The 14882-nt window shown below is 60.8% G+C and carries 14 protein-coding genes; 5 read left to right on the top strand and 9 right to left on the bottom strand.

Features of this window, described 5'->3' with window-relative positions:
* Positions 1-75 precede the first annotated feature (75 nt).
* The 3 genes from CAF77_RS23795 to CAF77_RS23805 form a co-directional block, all read right to left on the bottom strand.
* Positions 76-1227 carry a TDT family transporter gene (locus tag CAF77_RS23795; RefSeq protein ID WP_085655483.1) on the bottom strand — a complete coding sequence of 384 codons (1152 nt, stop codon included), beginning with the start codon at positions 1225-1227 and terminating at the stop codon, positions 76-78.
* A gap of 105 nt (positions 1228-1332) precedes the next feature.
* Entirely contained in the window at positions 1333-1644 is a 312-nt protein-coding gene (locus tag CAF77_RS23800; RefSeq protein ID WP_085655482.1) for a cupin, read from the bottom strand.
* Between the two features lie 55 nt (positions 1645-1699).
* The gene (locus CAF77_RS23805; RefSeq protein ID WP_085655481.1) at positions 1700-2887 is read right to left on the bottom strand and encodes an MFS transporter; all 1188 of its coding nucleotides are present in this window, start codon (positions 2885-2887) and stop codon (positions 1700-1702) included.
* A gap of 91 nt (positions 2888-2978) precedes the next feature.
* Here CAF77_RS23805 and CAF77_RS23810 point away from each other — a divergent pair, with 91 nt between their 5' ends.
* Both CAF77_RS23810 and CAF77_RS23815 read left to right on the top strand, forming a co-directional pair.
* Entirely contained in the window at positions 2979-3521 is a 543-nt protein-coding gene (locus tag CAF77_RS23810; protein WP_085655480.1) for a TetR/AcrR family transcriptional regulator, read from the top strand.
* A gap of 134 nt (positions 3522-3655) precedes the next feature.
* Entirely contained in the window at positions 3656-7126 is a 3471-nt protein-coding gene (locus CAF77_RS23815; protein ID WP_085655479.1) for a hybrid sensor histidine kinase/response regulator, read from the top strand.
* Between the two features lie 9 nt (positions 7127-7135).
* On the opposite strand, the gene rmuC is transcribed toward CAF77_RS23815, so the two are convergent.
* Both rmuC and CAF77_RS23825 read right to left on the bottom strand, forming a co-directional pair.
* Positions 7136-8500 carry a DNA recombination protein RmuC gene (gene rmuC / locus CAF77_RS23820; RefSeq protein WP_170928990.1) on the bottom strand — a complete coding sequence of 455 codons (1365 nt, stop codon included), beginning with the start codon at positions 8498-8500 and terminating at the stop codon, positions 7136-7138.
* 175 nt (positions 8501-8675) lie between these two features.
* Positions 8676-8999 carry a hypothetical protein gene (locus tag CAF77_RS23825; RefSeq protein ID WP_011333152.1) on the bottom strand — a complete coding sequence of 108 codons (324 nt, stop codon included), beginning with the start codon at positions 8997-8999 and terminating at the stop codon, positions 8676-8678.
* 954 nt (positions 9000-9953) lie between these two features.
* Between CAF77_RS23825 and CAF77_RS23835 the strand changes: the two genes are divergently transcribed.
* The 3 genes from CAF77_RS23835 to CAF77_RS23845 all read left to right on the top strand — a co-directional run bounded on the left by CAF77_RS23835 (position 9954) and on the right by CAF77_RS23845 (position 12354).
* Positions 9954-10178 (top strand): hypothetical protein, encoded by a 225-nt coding sequence (locus CAF77_RS23835; protein WP_007950419.1) that lies wholly within the window; start codon positions 9954-9956, stop codon positions 10176-10178.
* A 275-nt stretch (positions 10179-10453) separates the two neighbouring features.
* Positions 10454-10936: a hypothetical protein gene (locus CAF77_RS23840; RefSeq protein WP_064378682.1), complete on the top strand. Its 483-nt coding sequence runs from the start codon at positions 10454-10456 to the stop codon at positions 10934-10936.
* 146 nt (positions 10937-11082) lie between these two features.
* Positions 11083-12354 carry an OmpP1/FadL family transporter gene (locus CAF77_RS23845; RefSeq protein WP_011333150.1) on the top strand — a complete coding sequence of 424 codons (1272 nt, stop codon included), beginning with the start codon at positions 11083-11085 and terminating at the stop codon, positions 12352-12354.
* An 81-nt stretch (positions 12355-12435) separates the two neighbouring features.
* Here CAF77_RS23845 and CAF77_RS23850 read toward each other — a convergent pair whose 3' ends face one another.
* The 4 genes from CAF77_RS23850 to CAF77_RS23860 are packed head-to-tail and all read right to left on the bottom strand — an operon-like array spanning position 12436 to position 14838.
* The gene (locus tag CAF77_RS23850) at positions 12436-12996 is read right to left on the bottom strand and encodes a glutathione peroxidase (protein WP_064378681.1); all 561 of its coding nucleotides are present in this window, start codon (positions 12994-12996) and stop codon (positions 12436-12438) included.
* Between the two features lie 55 nt (positions 12997-13051).
* Positions 13052-13174 carry a hypothetical protein gene (locus CAF77_RS29600; protein WP_007950415.1) on the bottom strand — a complete coding sequence of 41 codons (123 nt, stop codon included), beginning with the start codon at positions 13172-13174 and terminating at the stop codon, positions 13052-13054.
* On the bottom strand, positions 13171-14379 hold the full coding sequence (locus CAF77_RS23855; protein ID WP_064378680.1) for an MFS transporter: 1209 nt from the start codon (positions 14377-14379) through the stop codon (positions 13171-13173). Before CAF77_RS23855 ends, CAF77_RS29600 begins: the two co-directional genes overlap by 4 nt.
* A gap of 54 nt (positions 14380-14433) precedes the next feature.
* Complete coding sequence (locus CAF77_RS23860; protein ID WP_007950413.1) at positions 14434-14838, bottom strand: MarR family winged helix-turn-helix transcriptional regulator; 405 nt, start codon at positions 14836-14838, stop codon at positions 14434-14436.
* Positions 14839-14882 lie beyond the last annotated feature (44 nt).

The following is a 14882-nucleotide window of genomic DNA, read 5'->3' on the forward strand; positions in this document are numbered from 1 at the left end:
GTAGTCAGTGGCCTGGCTACGCTTATAAGAATCTCGAACCGCGATCCAGGCCACACATTACCTAATCTTCGCAGGTTATTTCTTCAAACCTGCAATGCACGGTGAAACAAACAGCTCGCCGCGCCACGCACCTTGCAGCGTGCGCTTACCGACGATCAGCCACATCACCGCCAGCAACGCCACCAGCACACAACCGGCCACACTGAAGAACGTCAGGTGCAAGGTGCTGCCCAGTTTCAGGGTTGCCAGCGAATACACGCCCAACGGGAAGGTGAAGCCCCACCAGCCAAGGTTGAACGGAATGCCGTCACGCAGGTAACGCACGGTGATCAGCAGCGCCATCAGCATCCACCACAGACCGAAGCCCCACAGCGTGATCCCGGCGACCAGGCCCAGGCCCGACGCCATTTCGCCGATGCCCGGCAGACCGTTGGCCGCGAAGATCGCCGGTGCATCACCACCCAGCAGCAACATGCCCAGGGCGCCGGTGCCGATTGGCCCCAAGGCCAGCCAGCTTGAGGCCGCCATGTTTTCGTGGGGCAGTTTGTGCAAGGCCATGCGCAACAAAAGAATGGTCAGAATGCTGAACGCCACGGGTAAGGAAAAAGCCCACAGCACGTAACTGGTCACCAGCACCACCAGTTGCGAGTGCGCATCAGCGAGATGCGGCACCAGCAGTCCACCGCTGGCCGCGGCCACTTCTGCTGCCACCACCGGCAGCAGCCAGACGGCGGTCATCTGATCGATGCTGTGTTCCTGACGGGTAAACATCATGTAGGGGATCAGCACACCGCAGGCCAGCGACATCCCCACGTCCAGCCACCACAACACTTCGGCCAGTTGAATGACCCCATCGCCCCAGCGCGGCAGACCGAACAGCAGAAAGCCGTTGATGATGGTCGCCAGGCCCATGGGAATGGTGCCGAAGAACATCGAAACCGTGGAGTGGCCGAAGATCCGCCGCGCCTCGTCGAAGAACAGAATCCAGCGGGCGGCGTAGGCAGCGGTAAACAGCACGAACAACAGAATGTTGAACAGCCACAGCCCTTCGGCCACGGCGCGCAGGCCGGGAATGGACACCGGCAATTGCGCCAGCGCCAACGCCAGCACGCCGGTGCCCATGGTGGCGGCGAACCAGTTCGGGGTGAATTGGCGGATCACTTCACGCGGGTGCTGAAGCTGGCTGAATGGCTTGATGCCGGGTTTGACGCTATTGGGGCAAATCATCATGAACTCCTGTCCTCAGGTGAGGTTGAGTCCATGGTAGAACTGAATCGAATATCTATATAACGGGTAATATCTCTAACTGTTATCTGCTTTGTAGATATGCGGTCAGACACTACCTTCGGTTTCGATCACCAGAATCCGCGCTGCGCCCTGAGGATGAGCGACGTGTTCAGTACCAATGGACGCGTAAAAGATGTCGCCAACGTCGAGCAAGGCCTGCTTCTCCTCACCTGCTTCGCGATAGTGCATGAGCACCTGACCGTCGAGCACCACAAACACTTCTTCACCGTCATTGACGTGCCATTTGTAAGGCTGATCGGTCCAGTGCAGGCGGGTGGTGATGCCGTTCATGTTGGCGATGTCGAGCGCGCCCCAGGCGCGCTCGGCGGTAAAGGTTTTGCTGCGGATAATCTTCATGCGTCGATCCGTGAGAAGAAGTGGGGCTGGCCAAGGCTAACCGAATCCGACGGGCTTATGGAGCGCTGCAGGTCTTCGCCGCTTGCGCCCGGAAACTCATCAACAGCGCACCGACCGCCAACACGATCAGCACTGCACCATACACATCGGTGGTGGCCAGCAGACCCACACTGTGGGTGAAGTGCCCGGCCAGCAACGCCGGCAGGCAGAACGCCAGGTAACTCAGCACATAAAATGCCGACATCAAACCCGCACGCTCATGAGGCAATGCCAACGGCACCAGACTGCGCACCGCTCCGAGAAAACCGGAGCCAAAGCCACAACCGGCCACCAGCGTGCCGAAGAAGAACAGCGACAGGCTGGCGCTGTGCACGCCCAACAGAATCAGCACGATACCGGCCGGCAGCAGACTCGCCCCGAGTTGCAGCGCGCGGGAGGCAGGACGATTGCGCAACGTGAAGATCATCAATGCACCGGTCACGGTCAGCGCCGCCACGGTCGCGCCGCCGATCAGATTGGAGGTGGAGCCGGTGGCCGTGCGCACCAGCGACGGCGCCAGCGAGGCATAAAATCCGCCGAGCGCCCAGGTCGCGGTGTTCAGCGGCAACACTCGCCACAGCGTCGAGCGGGCCTGAACCGGCACGTGCAGGGTCGGCCGTAACGAGGCCCACGCTCCGGCCTGCGGCGAGACGCTTTCCGGCAGGCGCCAGACATAAATGCCTTGCAACACAAACAGCGCGAGCAGCAACCAATAGGTCAACTGCAACGGCGCCGGGGCGAATTCCGCCAGCAAACCGCAGCCCATGCCGCCCAACGCCATGCCCAGCAAAGGCGCAACGCTGTTGATCAACGGCCCTTGCTGACGATCAGTGTCCAGCAGTGTCGCGCTCAACACGGCGGTGGCCATGCCGGTGGCGAAACCTTGCAGCACTCGCGCGCCGATCAGCCAACCCACGCTGTCGGCATAGATGAACAACAACATCGCCAGCGCATTAAGCGTCACGGCGGTGAAGATCACCGGTTTGCGTCCCAGGTGATCCGACAGCGACCCGACCGTCAGCAACGCGGCCAGCAGACTGAGGGCGTAGACGCCGAAAATCAGGGTCAGCACCGCTGCCGAAAAATGCAGCTGATCCTGATACAGGTGATACAACGGCGTCGGCGCAGTGGAAGCGGCGAGAAAACTCAGTAAGGTGATCGCCAGAAACCACAGGCTGGAACGGTTGGAAGCAAGGCTGGTCATGGGCACACTCCGCAAAAGCTAATTTTTTGCTTTTGCGGAGTGTGCTCTCGGCTTGCGCTTAAAGCAAATTCTTTGTGTTAAGGTCTGCCGCATGGCTATTAAAGAAGGTTTACGCCCGGGTGGTCGCAGTGCCCGGGTGCAAGAGTCGATTCATTCGGCAGTCCGCGCGCTTCTGCAAGAACAGGAGCGCTCAACGATGACCGTCCCGCAAATCGCGGCGCGCGCCGGGGTGACGCCGTCGACGATTTATCGGCGCTGGGGCGATCTGGCGACCTTGCTGGCCGACGTCGCCCTCGCCCGCATGCGTCCCGACAGCGAGCCGGCGGAAACCGGCAGCCTGCGCAGCGATATCCGCGCGTGGGCCGAACAATACCTCGATGAAATGAGCTCGGAACCCGGGCGCAACATGATGCGCGACGTGCAGGCGAGTGCAACGCCGGGCTACTGCGTGGCGATCATCCGCGCGCAGTTGCAGACCATCATCGAGCGCCACTCCAAGGAACCGGCGCCGAGCGTGGATCGGCTGATCAATCTGGTGGTGTCCCCGGTGGTGTTCCGCATTCTGTTTTCGGCAGCGCCGCTGGAAGTCGAAGAACTGCACCGCTTGATCGACATCGCGCTGAAACCGGACTGATCGCAGAACTGCCCGGTTCTGTTCCTGCGACACCCCGCCGCGTCACGACCTTGGTCGACACTGACTAACCGCCGCGCCCGTGCGAGACTGTCTGACCGGGCGCGAGTCCGGTCGTTTTCTGTCGGGAGTGTTCCATGTCGTTGTCCACCGGGCTGATCGCCGCCGTCGCCCTGGCCTATATGGCCATCATGTTCGCCATCGCCTTCTACGGCGACCGTCGCAGCACGCCGCTGCCGCCACGGGTGCGTGCCTGGGTGTACAGCCTGTCGCTGGCGGTCTATTGCACCAGCTGGACGTTTTTCGGCGCGGTCGGCCAGGCTGCCGAACAACTCTGGTCATTTCTGCCGATTTACCTGGGGCCGATCCTGCTGTTGCTCGGCGCGCCGTGGGTGCTGCAGAAAATGGTGATGATCAGCAAGCAGGAGAACATCACCTCCATCGCCGACTTCATCGCCGCCCGCTACGGTAAATCCCAATCGCTGGCAGTGGTGGTCGCGCTGATCTGTCTGGTCGGCGTCCTCCCTTATATAGCCTTGCAACTCAAAGGCATCGTCCTCGGTGTGAACCTGCTGATCGGGGCCGGCGCCGACGCCATGGGCACCCGTGCCCAGGACACGGCGCTGATCGTGTCGCTGGTGCTGGCGCTGTTCACCATCGTTTTCGGTACGCGCAACCTCGACGCCACCGAGCACCACCGGGGCATGGTGCTGGCGATTGCCTTTGAATCGCTGGTCAAACTGTTTGCCTTCCTCGCCGTCGGCGCTTTCGTCACCTATGGGCTGTATGACGGTTTCGACGACCTGTTCAATCAGGCGATGCTCGCCCCGCGTCTTGAGGAATACTGGAAAGAAACCATCAACTGGCCGTCGATGGTGGTGCAGACCGGCGTGGCGATGATGGCGATCATCTGCCTGCCCCGGCAGTTCCACGTGACAGTGGTCGAGAACATCGACCCGCAGGATCTGCGCCTGGCCAAATGGGTGTTCCCCGCCTACCTCGCATTGGCCGCGCTGTTTGTCGTCCCGATCGCCCTGGCCGGTCAGATGATGTTGCCCAGCTCGGTCATCCCCGACTCGTTCGTTATCAGCCTGCCACTGGCCCAGGCCCATCCGGCGCTGGCGATGCTGGCGTTTATCGGCGGTGCATCGGCGGCCACCGGTATGGTGATCGTGGCGAGTGTAGCGCTGTCGACCATGGTCTCCAACGACATGTTGTTGCCATGGTTGCTGCGCCGCAACAACGCCGAGCGCCCGTTCGAAGTGTTCCGTCAGTGGATGCTCTCGGTGCGTCGGGTCAGCATCGTGGTGATTCTGTTGCTGGCTTACGTCAGCTACCGTTTGCTCGGTTCCACTGCGAGCCTGGCAACCATCGGCCAGATCGCTTTCGCGGCGGTCACTCAACTGGCCCCGGCAATGCTCGGCGCGCTGTACTGGAAACAGGCCAACCGCCGCGGCGTGTTCGCCGGCCTCGCCGCCGGCACGTTCCTGTGGTTCTACACCCTGATTCTGCCGATCGCTGCGCGCAGCCTCGGCTGGTCGCTGGACAGTTTCCCCGGCCTCGCCTGGCTGCACAGCAACCCGCTGAACCTGCCAATCACCCCGCTGACCCAAGGCGTGGTGCTGTCGCTGGCGGGCAACTTCACCCTGTTCGCTTGGGTCTCGGTGCTGTCGCGCACCCGGGTGTCGGAGCACTGGCAGGCCGGGCGCTTCATCGGTCAGGAAATCAGCGCACGGCCAAGCGCACGCTCGATGCTGGCGGTACAGATCGACGACCTGCTGCAACTGGCGGCACGCTTTGTCGGTGAAGAACGCGCCCGGCAGAGTTTCATCCGCTTCGCCTACCGTCAGGGCAAAGGCTTCAACCCGAATCAGAACGCCGACGGCGAATGGATCGCCCATACCGAGCGACTGCTGGCGGGTGTCCTTGGCGCCTCTTCGACGCGAGCTGTAGTAAAAGCCGCCATCGAAGGTCGGGAAATGCAGCTGGAGGACGTGGTACGGATCGCCGACGAAGCGTCGGAAGTGCTGCAGTTCAACCGCGCGCTGCTGCAAGGCGCCATCGAAAACATTACCCAGGGCATCAGCGTGGTCGACCAGTCGCTCAAGCTGGTGGCCTGGAACCGCCGTTATCTGGAGCTGTTCAACTACCCGGACGGCTTGATCAGCGTTGGCCGGCCGATTGCCGACATCATTCGCCACAACGCCGAGCGTGGTTTGTGCGGCCCCGGTGAAGCGGAAGTTCACGTCGCCCGGCGCCTGCACTGGATGCGTCAGGGTCGTGCTCACACGTCCGAGCGTTTGTTCCCCAACGGCCGGGTGATCGAACTGATCGGCAACCCGATGCCGGGCGGCGGTTTCGTCATGAGTTTCACCGACATCACCGCGTTCCGCGAAGCCGAACAAGCGCTGACCGAAGCCAACGAAGGGCTGGAGCAACGGGTCAGCGAACGAACCCAGGAACTGTCGCAACTCAACGTTGCACTGACCGAAGCCAAGGGCAATGCCGAGGCGGCCAACCAGTCCAAGACCCGCTTCCTCGCCGCCGTCAGTCACGACCTGATGCAGCCATTGAATGCGGCGCGGCTGTTCTCCGCCGCCCTCTCCCATCAGGCGGACGGCTTGAGCGAGGAAGCGCAGAAACTGGTGCAGCATCTGGACAGTTCACTGCGTTCGGCCGAAGACCTGATCAGCGATCTGCTGGACATTTCCCGCCTGGAGAACGGCAAGATCAATCCGGATCGCAAGCCTTTCGCGGTCAATGAGCTGTTCGATATTCTCGGCGCGGAGTTCAAGGCACTGGCCCAGGAACAGGGCCTGAGTTTCCGGGTACGTGGCAGTCAGCTGCGCATCGACAGCGACATCAAGCTCCTGCGGCGCATTCTGCAGAATTTCCTCACCAACGCGTTCCGCTACGCAAAAGGTCCGGTGCTGCTGGGCGTGCGTCGGCGTAAAGGCGAAATCTGTCTGGAAGTGTGGGATCGCGGACCGGGGATTCCGGAGGACAAACAGCAAGTGATCTTCGAGGAGTTCAAACGCCTCGACAGTCACCAGACCCGCGCCGAAAAAGGTCTTGGCCTGGGCCTGGCGATCGCCGATGGCCTGTGCCGCGTGCTCGGCCATACCTTGCGCGTGCGCTCATGGCCGGGGCGCGGCAGCGTGTTCAGCGTTCGTGTGCCGTTGGCCAAAGCGCAGACCGTGCAGCCAACCGCGGCGGTGGAAATAAACGGTAAATTGCACAGCGGCGCGCAGGTGCTGTGCATCGACAACGAAGACAGCATTCTGATCGGCATGAACAGCCTGCTCACGCGCTGGGGCTGTCAGGTGTGGACGGCGCGCAACCGCGAAGAATGCGCCGCACTGCTCGACGAGGGCGTGCGACCACAGTTGGCACTGGTGGACTATCACCTGGATCACGGCGAAACCGGCACCGAGTTGATGGCGTGGTTGCGCACAAGGCTGGGCGAGCCGGTGCCGGGCGTGGTGATCAGCGCCGACGGGCATCCGGAAACCGTGGCCCAGGTGCACGCGGCGGGGCTGGATTACCTGGCCAAACCGGTGAAACCGGCGGCGTTGCGGGCGTTGTTGAGTCGCTACTTGCCGCTCTAGCAGAGCGGCTTATTCAGGCAGCTCGACCAGGCCGTCGGCGTCGGTCATCGCGCGTTCCAGCAGATCCGCCGGCAAGCTTTTGCTGGCTCGTGCGCCGAGCAACTTGAGCTGCTCGCTGCGGCTGACCAGGTTGCCGCGCCCTTCCGTCAGCTTGTTGCGCGCCGCGCTGTAGGCCTTGTCCAGTTGCTGCAAGCGATTGCCGACTTCGTCCAGATCCTGAATGAACAACACGAACTTGTCGTACAGCCAGCCGGCGCGCTCGGCGATTTCCCGGGCATTCTGGCTCTGGCGTTCCTGCTTCCACAGACTGTCGATGACCCGCAGCGTTGCCAGCAGTGTGGTCGGGCTGACAATCACGATGTTGCGGTCGAAAGCTTCCTGAAACAGCGCCGGCTCAGCCTGCAACGCAGCGGAAAACGCCGCTTCGATGGGCACGAACAGCAAGACGAAATCGAGGCTGTGCAAGCCTTCCAGACGTTTGTAATCCTTGCCGGCCAGGCCTTTGACGTGGCTGCGCAAGGACAGCACGTGCTGCTTCATGGCGATCTGGCCGATGGCATCGTCGTCCGCCGCCACGTATTGCTGATAGGCGGTGAGGCTGACCTTGGAGTCGACCACCACCTGCTTGTCGCCCGGCAGGTAAATGATCACATCCGGCTGGAAACGCTCGCCATCCGGCCCCTTGAGATTGACCTGGGTCTGGTACTCGCGCCCCTTCTCCAGCCCGGCATGCTCAAGCACGCGCTCGAGAATCAGCTCGCCCCAGTTGCCCTGGGTTTTCTGGCCCTTCAGAGCGCGGGTCAGGTTGGTCGCTTCATCGCTCAGGCGCAGGTTCAGTTGTTGCAAGCGTTCCAGTTCCTTGGCCAGCGAAAAACGCTCGCGGGCTTCGGCCTGGTAGCTTTCCTCGACGCGTTTTTCGAACGACTGGATGCGCTCCTTCAACGGGTCGAGCAATTGGCCGAGGCGTTGCTGGCTGGTTTCGGCGAAACGCTGTTCACGCTCATCGAAGATCTTGCCGGCCAGTTCGGCGAACTGCGCGCGCAGCTCGTCACGGGAACCTTGCAGGTCATCCAGGCGTTGTTGATGGCTTTCCTGTTGCTCGCGCAATTCGGCATTCAGCGAAGCGGCCTGGGCGTCCAGGCGGCGCAATTCTGCTTCCTTGTTGGCGCGCTCGAGGTTCCAGGCGTGGGCGGCGTCACGGGCGTCATCGCGCTCGATCTGCAGCAGCTCGACTTCCCGGCGCACGGCGGCGAGATCCGCCTGCTTGGCGGCATTGGCCTGGCCGAGGTCGGCGATTTCATCGCGGCAGGCTTCAAGTTGAGCATTGAGGCCATCCTGGGCCATCTGCGCCATGGCCAGCCGCTCTTCGAGCAACGCGACTTCAGACTGGTTCTGACTGGCCCGACGTTGCAGTTGCCAGGCCAGTGCCAGCAGCGGCACCGCCGCACCTGCCAGCCCCAGCAGGATGCTGGTCAAGTCCATCGCCATAGTGATTCCCGCCAATCCGATAAAGCCTGAAGGTTAACCAAGGCGTCTGGTCTTGGACAGCTCAGTCTTCGATCAGGCCGAGTTCCTGTTGCGCGCGTCGGTCACCGGCACGGGCGGCCTGGCGCAGCAGGTCCTGGCCGATCCGCCGATCCCGGGCATTGCCGCACTCGCGGCACATCAACTGGCCGAGGCGACTCTGCGCCGCGACCACCCCCTCCCGGGCCGGTTGCTTGAGCAGGCGGCCGGCGAGGTGCTTGGCATTCTGGCTGTCGCCCAGTCGCGGGCTGTCCAGCAGCCATTCGGCCACGCGCACGGAAAATCGCTTGGGAGCGGTAACACGAGGGGGTTGGGAGGTAACAGAGTCTGTAGCTGAACGAAACTTCATAAAGCACTGTGGGACAGATCGGAAGGCGCGCCACTCTACTCTTTTTTTCGCACAGGTAAAGTCGAAAAAAACCCGGCACGCCCGTGCTAGAGCAAGCGCTCGGGACAATCCACAGAAGCTGTGGATAACTCAGTGGACAACCGCCCCTGACTCGTCGCAAAGCCTTATGGAATGGGGCTCTCAGTCAAACTGACGATTTTTTCACCAGTAAAAAAAAGCGATGTTTTTCATTGACTTAAACTTTCGTTACAGGCAGCCACCAGGGTCAGGATCGTTATGACAGCGCCGTTACAGTCTGCGCAACTAATGTGCACAAGTACCTGTTACGCGGTTATATCGATGCGCCTTTTCGGGTCGTTTTGGCATTCGGCCTGGGGATAGGCCTCTGCGTCGAGCTTCCGCGCCTGCCAGGTTGTGGCGACAGACGGTCATGATCTGAACCGGATCGGGGCAAGTTTCAAGGCCTGGGCGATATCTCGGGATTTTTTTGTTCAGCGGGTTTGCCTTCTTTGGAGCGTTCGGTTAGTATCCGCGGCGTTAGTACCAAGCTGAAAGTCAATTCCGGTCGAATACACCCCCACGGTCAAGGTTCTCTCACAGAAGCCTTCACCGAAAAAAGCGGGATCGACCCCTCGATGGTTTCCAGGTAAATCTTGCGACGACACGGCCTTTGAAATGAATGCAAAGGGTGTTGCGAAGACCATTTACTCTGACCTAACCAACCTGCAAATTGATCAGGATCTTCACCAAGGGCCCAGAACCTCTGCCCTCGATGTGTTGCCTGTCCTCCTAAGTACCTACCTGCCAGCCCAAGCGCGCCAACTTTTATAGCGCTCGAACTGGCTGCCTTGTTCCAGTCGGGTTCTTCGTTCGACCAATGGTGGTTGACGTTACTGGAACGTTTTAACGTTGCACGGTTCTTATCCGTGTCATTTGTAGGAACACCTAATAACTATGTCGACTCAAATCCAGACTCAGGATGCCATTCGCACCCTAACCAACGCTTTTGCCCCAATGAACTGCCTGATCATGGCCGCTCGCAAAGGCTGCTTCAGCTTCACCGTGGTCAATGAACACGGGATCGCCCGCCACAGCGAGCGTCTGTACCCCGATCAATACTCCAGCGCCGAACCGCTGCAGGCCGTGATTGATCGCACCCGTCAGGCATTGATCGCCTGAGAGGCCTAAATGGCTGCAAAAGCAAAAGCCCCGCTGAAAATGCGGGGCTTTTTATTGCCCGATATTTCACCCTTACCTCTTTTCGCTTAAGCACCAACCGATATAACGGTTATAACGCCTCGCCGGAAATATTTTAAAAACAGGCCTTTACGTCGTGAATATGACACTACACTTCAACTCAAGCGGCGTGATCCGCTTCCGGCGAGCCTGAGTCGATCCACAGCTGCCAAGCTCCCCTTCAGGCTCGCCGCCCGATAACAAGATCCGAGGGATTTATGGGTATCGCTGCCAGCGAACTGTGCCGCTATGTGATCCGTCCTACGCTGATCTACCTGGGACGTCACTGCGCAACCGCCGAATCCCTGCTGCTGGGTATTGCCGCCAGCCAGTCCGCCCTCGGTTCAGCCCTGCATGACCGCCGTGGCCACGGCCTGTACCGGATAGCCGAGCATCGTCACCAAGCCCTTTGGGACCATTACCTGGCGCTGGATCCGGAACGCGCCAGCCTGGTTCGCGGCCTCGCCAGCCAGCATGCTTTCCTCAGCGGCCCGCACCTCGAACTGACCGTCAATTTGCGTTATGCCACAGCCATCGCCTGGCTGCTGGTCGAAGAACAAAACCCTACCCTCCCCGAGCCGGACGATCTTCTGGGCATGGCGCGTATCTGGCGTCAGACCTTCCAGCCTCAAGGTCGTCTGCGCGACTTCACCTGCGCCTGGCAAACCTGTGTTTCACCGTTGAATCAGGTCGCTTGCTGACCCAGCGGTTTCGCAACATCGCCCAACACGCAGCGAATTTGGTCGGATTGTCCTACAAAACCGCTCTAACTCAAGGCATACGGACTATAGCGCCGGGACGAAAATGTTGGTAATTTTCGCCCCGGTGATCACCAGGAGTTCTAATAATGAAAAAAGTCATGCTCAAAACCACCCTTAGCCTTGCCGTAACCGTGGCATCCACCCAGATCTTCGCGGCTGGCTTTGCCATCAACGAACACAGCATCAGCGGGATGGGGACTGGGTACGCCGGGCGATCTTCTTCTGCCGACGACGCAAGCACTGTTTACGGCAACCCTGCCGGCATGTCGCGCATCACGCGCGAACAAGTCACCGGTGGCGTTGCATTCCTCGATGCAAAAACCGATATCAGCGACGCCAGCTCCAGCCCGAACGGCGGCAGCAACAAAGGCGACATGGTGCCCTTCACCTCCGTACCTATGGGCTACTACGTCAAGCCGATCGACGAGCATTGGGCATTCGGTCTGGGTGTGTACGTACCCTTCGGCCTGATCACCGACTATGAAAACGGCTTCGCCGGCCGTTACTTCGGCAGCAAGTCCGAAGTCAAGATCATCACCTTCCAGCCAACCGTCAGCTACAAGTTCAACGACGTGGTGTCGATCGGTTTCGGCCCGACCATCAACCGTATCGACGGCTCGCTGGAATCCAACCTGTCGATCACTCAGGCTGCGCCGGACGGCAAGGTCAAGATCAAGGGCGACGACACTGCACTGGGCTACAACATCGGGGTGCTGGTTCAGGCTACCGACAGCACTCGCCTGGGTCTGACCTACCACTCGAAAGTCGACTACAAGCTCGAAGGCAACACCAAGGTCAACTACGGTGTGCTGGGCGCGATCGGCCTGGGTGCGAACCAGAAGTACGACGCTTCGCTGAAGATCACCACGCCTGAATCCGTGGACCTCTCGGTCACCCAGGCGATCAACGATCGCTGGAACGTCTACGCCGGTACCACCTGGACCCGCTGGAGCCAGCTGGAAAAGATCACCGTCAAGAACTCCGGCGTACAGCCTCTGCTGGCTGGCCAGTTCGGCGAAATCACCGAAGAACAGAACTGGCATGACACCTGGGCTTACGCCATCGGTACGTCCTACCAGTTGAACAAGGAATGGGTACTGCGTACCGGTCTGACGTTCGACCAGTCGCCAACCAACAACGTCGACCGTTCGCCACGCATCCCGACCGGCGACCGGACCATCTTCAGTATCGGTGCCGGCTGGAGCCCGACCGAAGACCTGACCATCGACGTTGCCTACTCGTACCTGAAGGAAGAGAAGGTCAACATTCGCAACACAAACGATCGTGGCCAGAGCTACAACTCGCAGTATGAAAACTCGGCAAACGGCTTTGGTGTCGGCGCAACCTACCGCTTCTGATGCTGCACGGCGAGGCTAATGCCTCGCCCACTAAAAAGCCCCGCTCTCTTCACAGAGGCGGGGCTTTTTGATGGGTGTCGATCAGGGTTTCAGCGGCTGGGAGGCAATGGCTTTCTCGATGGCTGCGAGAAATTCCGGATCATCCGGTTTGGTCAGGCTGGAGAAGTTGGCGATCACCTTGCCCTGGCGGTCGACGACGTATTTGTAGAAATTCCACTTCGGTGCACTGCTCTGCCTGGCCAGCACCTGGAACAAGTGAGTCGCATCGTCACCCCGCACCTTCTGCGGTTCGGTCATGGTGAACGTTACGCCGTAGTTGGCGTAGCAGACCTTGGCGGTCTCGGCGCTGTCCTTGGACTCCTGCTTGAAGTCATTGGAAGGCACGCCGAGCATTTCCAGGCCCTGGGCCTTGTAGCGCTGATTGAGCGCTTCGAGCCCCTCGAACTGCGGCGCAAAACCACAGAAGCTGGCCGTGTTGATCACCACCAGCGGTTTGTCGGCGTAGCGCTGACACAGGTCGATGGATTCCTTGGCCCGCAACTTGGGCAACGAACCTTGCAACAGATCCGGACAATCCGCGGCCTGGGCCAGTCCGGTCAACGCCATCAGCAACGCGGGAACAGCACACCAGCGCTTGAGCATGTCGGGCATCCTTGAGCAATCGTCAGACCTCGACGTTACTCGCCCTCCCGCCGATCTAGCAAGCACCCATGCCCAACTGCATCAGCGCCAGCCCGCCCTGATGCCAGCCCCACCACACCAGCGCCAGCAACGCGGCGCCGAGTGCGGTGACGACGATCTGCGGCCAGAAACGGTTCATGCAACGCTCGCACGCGGTTGCAGGCGCTCGACCGGACGCTCGCGCACCGGCCAGTTCAGCGCTGCCGCCAACAGGCTCAAGAGAATCGCCACTTGCCAGATCAAGTCATAACTCCCGGTCCGGTCATACACCACCCCGCCCAGCCAGCCGCCGAGGAACGAACCCAACTGATGGAACAGAAACACGATGCCGCCGAGCATGGACAGGTTTCGCACGCCGAACAAAGTCGCTACCGTACCGTTGGTCAACGGCACCGTCGACAGCCACAGGAAGCCCATCGCCATGCCGAACAGATAGGCCGAAGTCGTCGTCACCGGCAGCCACAGGAACAACACGATCACCACGGCGCGCAATAGATAGAGCCCGGTCAGCAGACGCGGCTTGGACATCCGCCCACCGAGCCAACCGGCGGTGTACGTGCCGAAGATGTTAAACAGGCCGATCAACGCCAGCACGGTGGTGCCGACGGTGGCCGGCAGATGCTGATCAACCAGATACGCCGGCAAATGCACGCCGATGAACACCACCTGAAAACCACAGACGAAAAAGCCGAAGGCCAGCAACCAGAACCCGGAATTCGAGCAGGCCTCGCGCAAGGCTTCGGACAGGGTTTGTTCATGGCCGAGTACCGGCAGCGGCTTGTCCTTGAGCATGCTCACCAGCGGCACGATCAGCGCCACCAGCAGGCCCAGCACCAGCAACGCCGCCGACCAGCCGAGCCAGCCAATCAATCCGAGAGTACCCGGCAGCATGGCGAACTGGCCGAAAGACCCGGCGGCGCTGGCAATGCCCATGCCCATACTGCGTTTTTCCGGCGGCACCGCGCGGCCGACCACACCGAGAATGACCGAAAACGAGGTGCCGGACAGACCGATACCGATCAGCAGGCCAGCGCTCAGGGACAGGCCCAACGCGGTTTCCGACAGGCCCATGAACACCAGGCCCAAGGCGTAGAGCACCCCGCCGATCAGCACCACTTTCGCAGCGCCAAAGCGGTCGGCCAGCGCGCCGGTAAACGGTTGCGCCAGGCCCCAGATCAGGTTCTGCAAGGCGATGGCAAAGGCGAACACTTCACGGCCCCAGCCGAACTGGGCGCTCATCGGCGACAGGAACAGTCCGAAGCCGTGCCGCACGCCCAATGACAACGCCAGAATCAGCGCACTCCCCAGCAACACCCAACCGCACGTACGCCACATCGAACTCATTATTATTCTCCAGTCGCGGGTATATACCCGCTTAGATTCGGAAAAAACCGGCCCTCAGGCCAGTTCATCCAATAGCCGCAGCAAGGTTTCACGCTTCTCGGCACCCAGTCGGTCGATCAACCGCTGTTGCGCCGCTTCCCAGGCTGGCAGTGCCGCTGCCAGGCGTTGCGCACCGGTTTCGGTGAGCCGGACGATGCGGTTGCGCATGTCTTCGCCTTCAGCCAGCGCCACCAGCCCCTCGCCTTCCAGTACCCGCAGATTGCGCCCGAGGGTGCTGCGATCCAGGCCCATCGCCTCGGCCAGTTCGGAAATGCTCGGTTGATCCAGCCGCTGCAGATTGCACAGCAAAGAATACTGGGCAACGTTGATCCCGAAGCCGTCGAGAGCGCCGTCGTAATGCCTGCTGACGCCACGCGCGGCGCGTCGCAGGTTGGTGCACAAACACTGAGATGGAAGCATGATGCGTGTATATACCCGCGACTGTGTTAAATCAAGTTACAGAT

It is taken from the genome of Pseudomonas sp. R15(2017) (assembly GCF_002112685.1).
Classification (GTDB): domain Bacteria; phylum Pseudomonadota; class Gammaproteobacteria; order Pseudomonadales; family Pseudomonadaceae; genus Aquipseudomonas; species Aquipseudomonas glycinae.

Coding starts and splice junctions, on each gene's coding strand:
- CAF77_RS23795 (WP_085655483.1), bottom strand. CDS start 1,227: ATGATTTGCCCCAATAGCGTCAAACCCGGCATCAAGCCATTCAGCCAG.
- CAF77_RS23800 (WP_085655482.1), bottom strand. CDS start 1,644: ATGAAGATTATCCGCAGCAAAACCTTTACCGCCGAGCGCGCCTGGGGC.
- CAF77_RS23805 (WP_085655481.1), bottom strand. CDS start 2,887: ATGACCAGCCTTGCTTCCAACCGTTCCAGCCTGTGGTTTCTGGCGATC.
- CAF77_RS23810 (WP_085655480.1), top strand. CDS start 2,979: ATGGCTATTAAAGAAGGTTTACGCCCGGGTGGTCGCAGTGCCCGGGTG.
- CAF77_RS23815 (WP_085655479.1), top strand. CDS start 3,656: ATGTCGTTGTCCACCGGGCTGATCGCCGCCGTCGCCCTGGCCTATATG.
- CAF77_RS23825 (WP_011333152.1), bottom strand. CDS start 8,999: ATGAAGTTTCGTTCAGCTACAGACTCTGTTACCTCCCAACCCCCTCGT.
- CAF77_RS23835 (WP_007950419.1), top strand. CDS start 9,954: ATGTCGACTCAAATCCAGACTCAGGATGCCATTCGCACCCTAACCAAC.
- CAF77_RS23840 (WP_064378682.1), top strand. CDS start 10,454: ATGGGTATCGCTGCCAGCGAACTGTGCCGCTATGTGATCCGTCCTACG.
- CAF77_RS23845 (WP_011333150.1), top strand. CDS start 11,083: ATGAAAAAAGTCATGCTCAAAACCACCCTTAGCCTTGCCGTAACCGTG.
- CAF77_RS23850 (WP_064378681.1), bottom strand. CDS start 12,996: ATGCTCAAGCGCTGGTGTGCTGTTCCCGCGTTGCTGATGGCGTTGACC.
- CAF77_RS29600 (WP_007950415.1), bottom strand. CDS start 13,174: ATGAACCGTTTCTGGCCGCAGATCGTCGTCACCGCACTCGGCGCCGCG.
- CAF77_RS23855 (WP_064378680.1), bottom strand. CDS start 14,379: ATGAGTTCGATGTGGCGTACGTGCGGTTGGGTGTTGCTGGGGAGTGCG.
- CAF77_RS23860 (WP_007950413.1), bottom strand. CDS start 14,838: ATGCTTCCATCTCAGTGTTTGTGCACCAACCTGCGACGCGCCGCGCGT.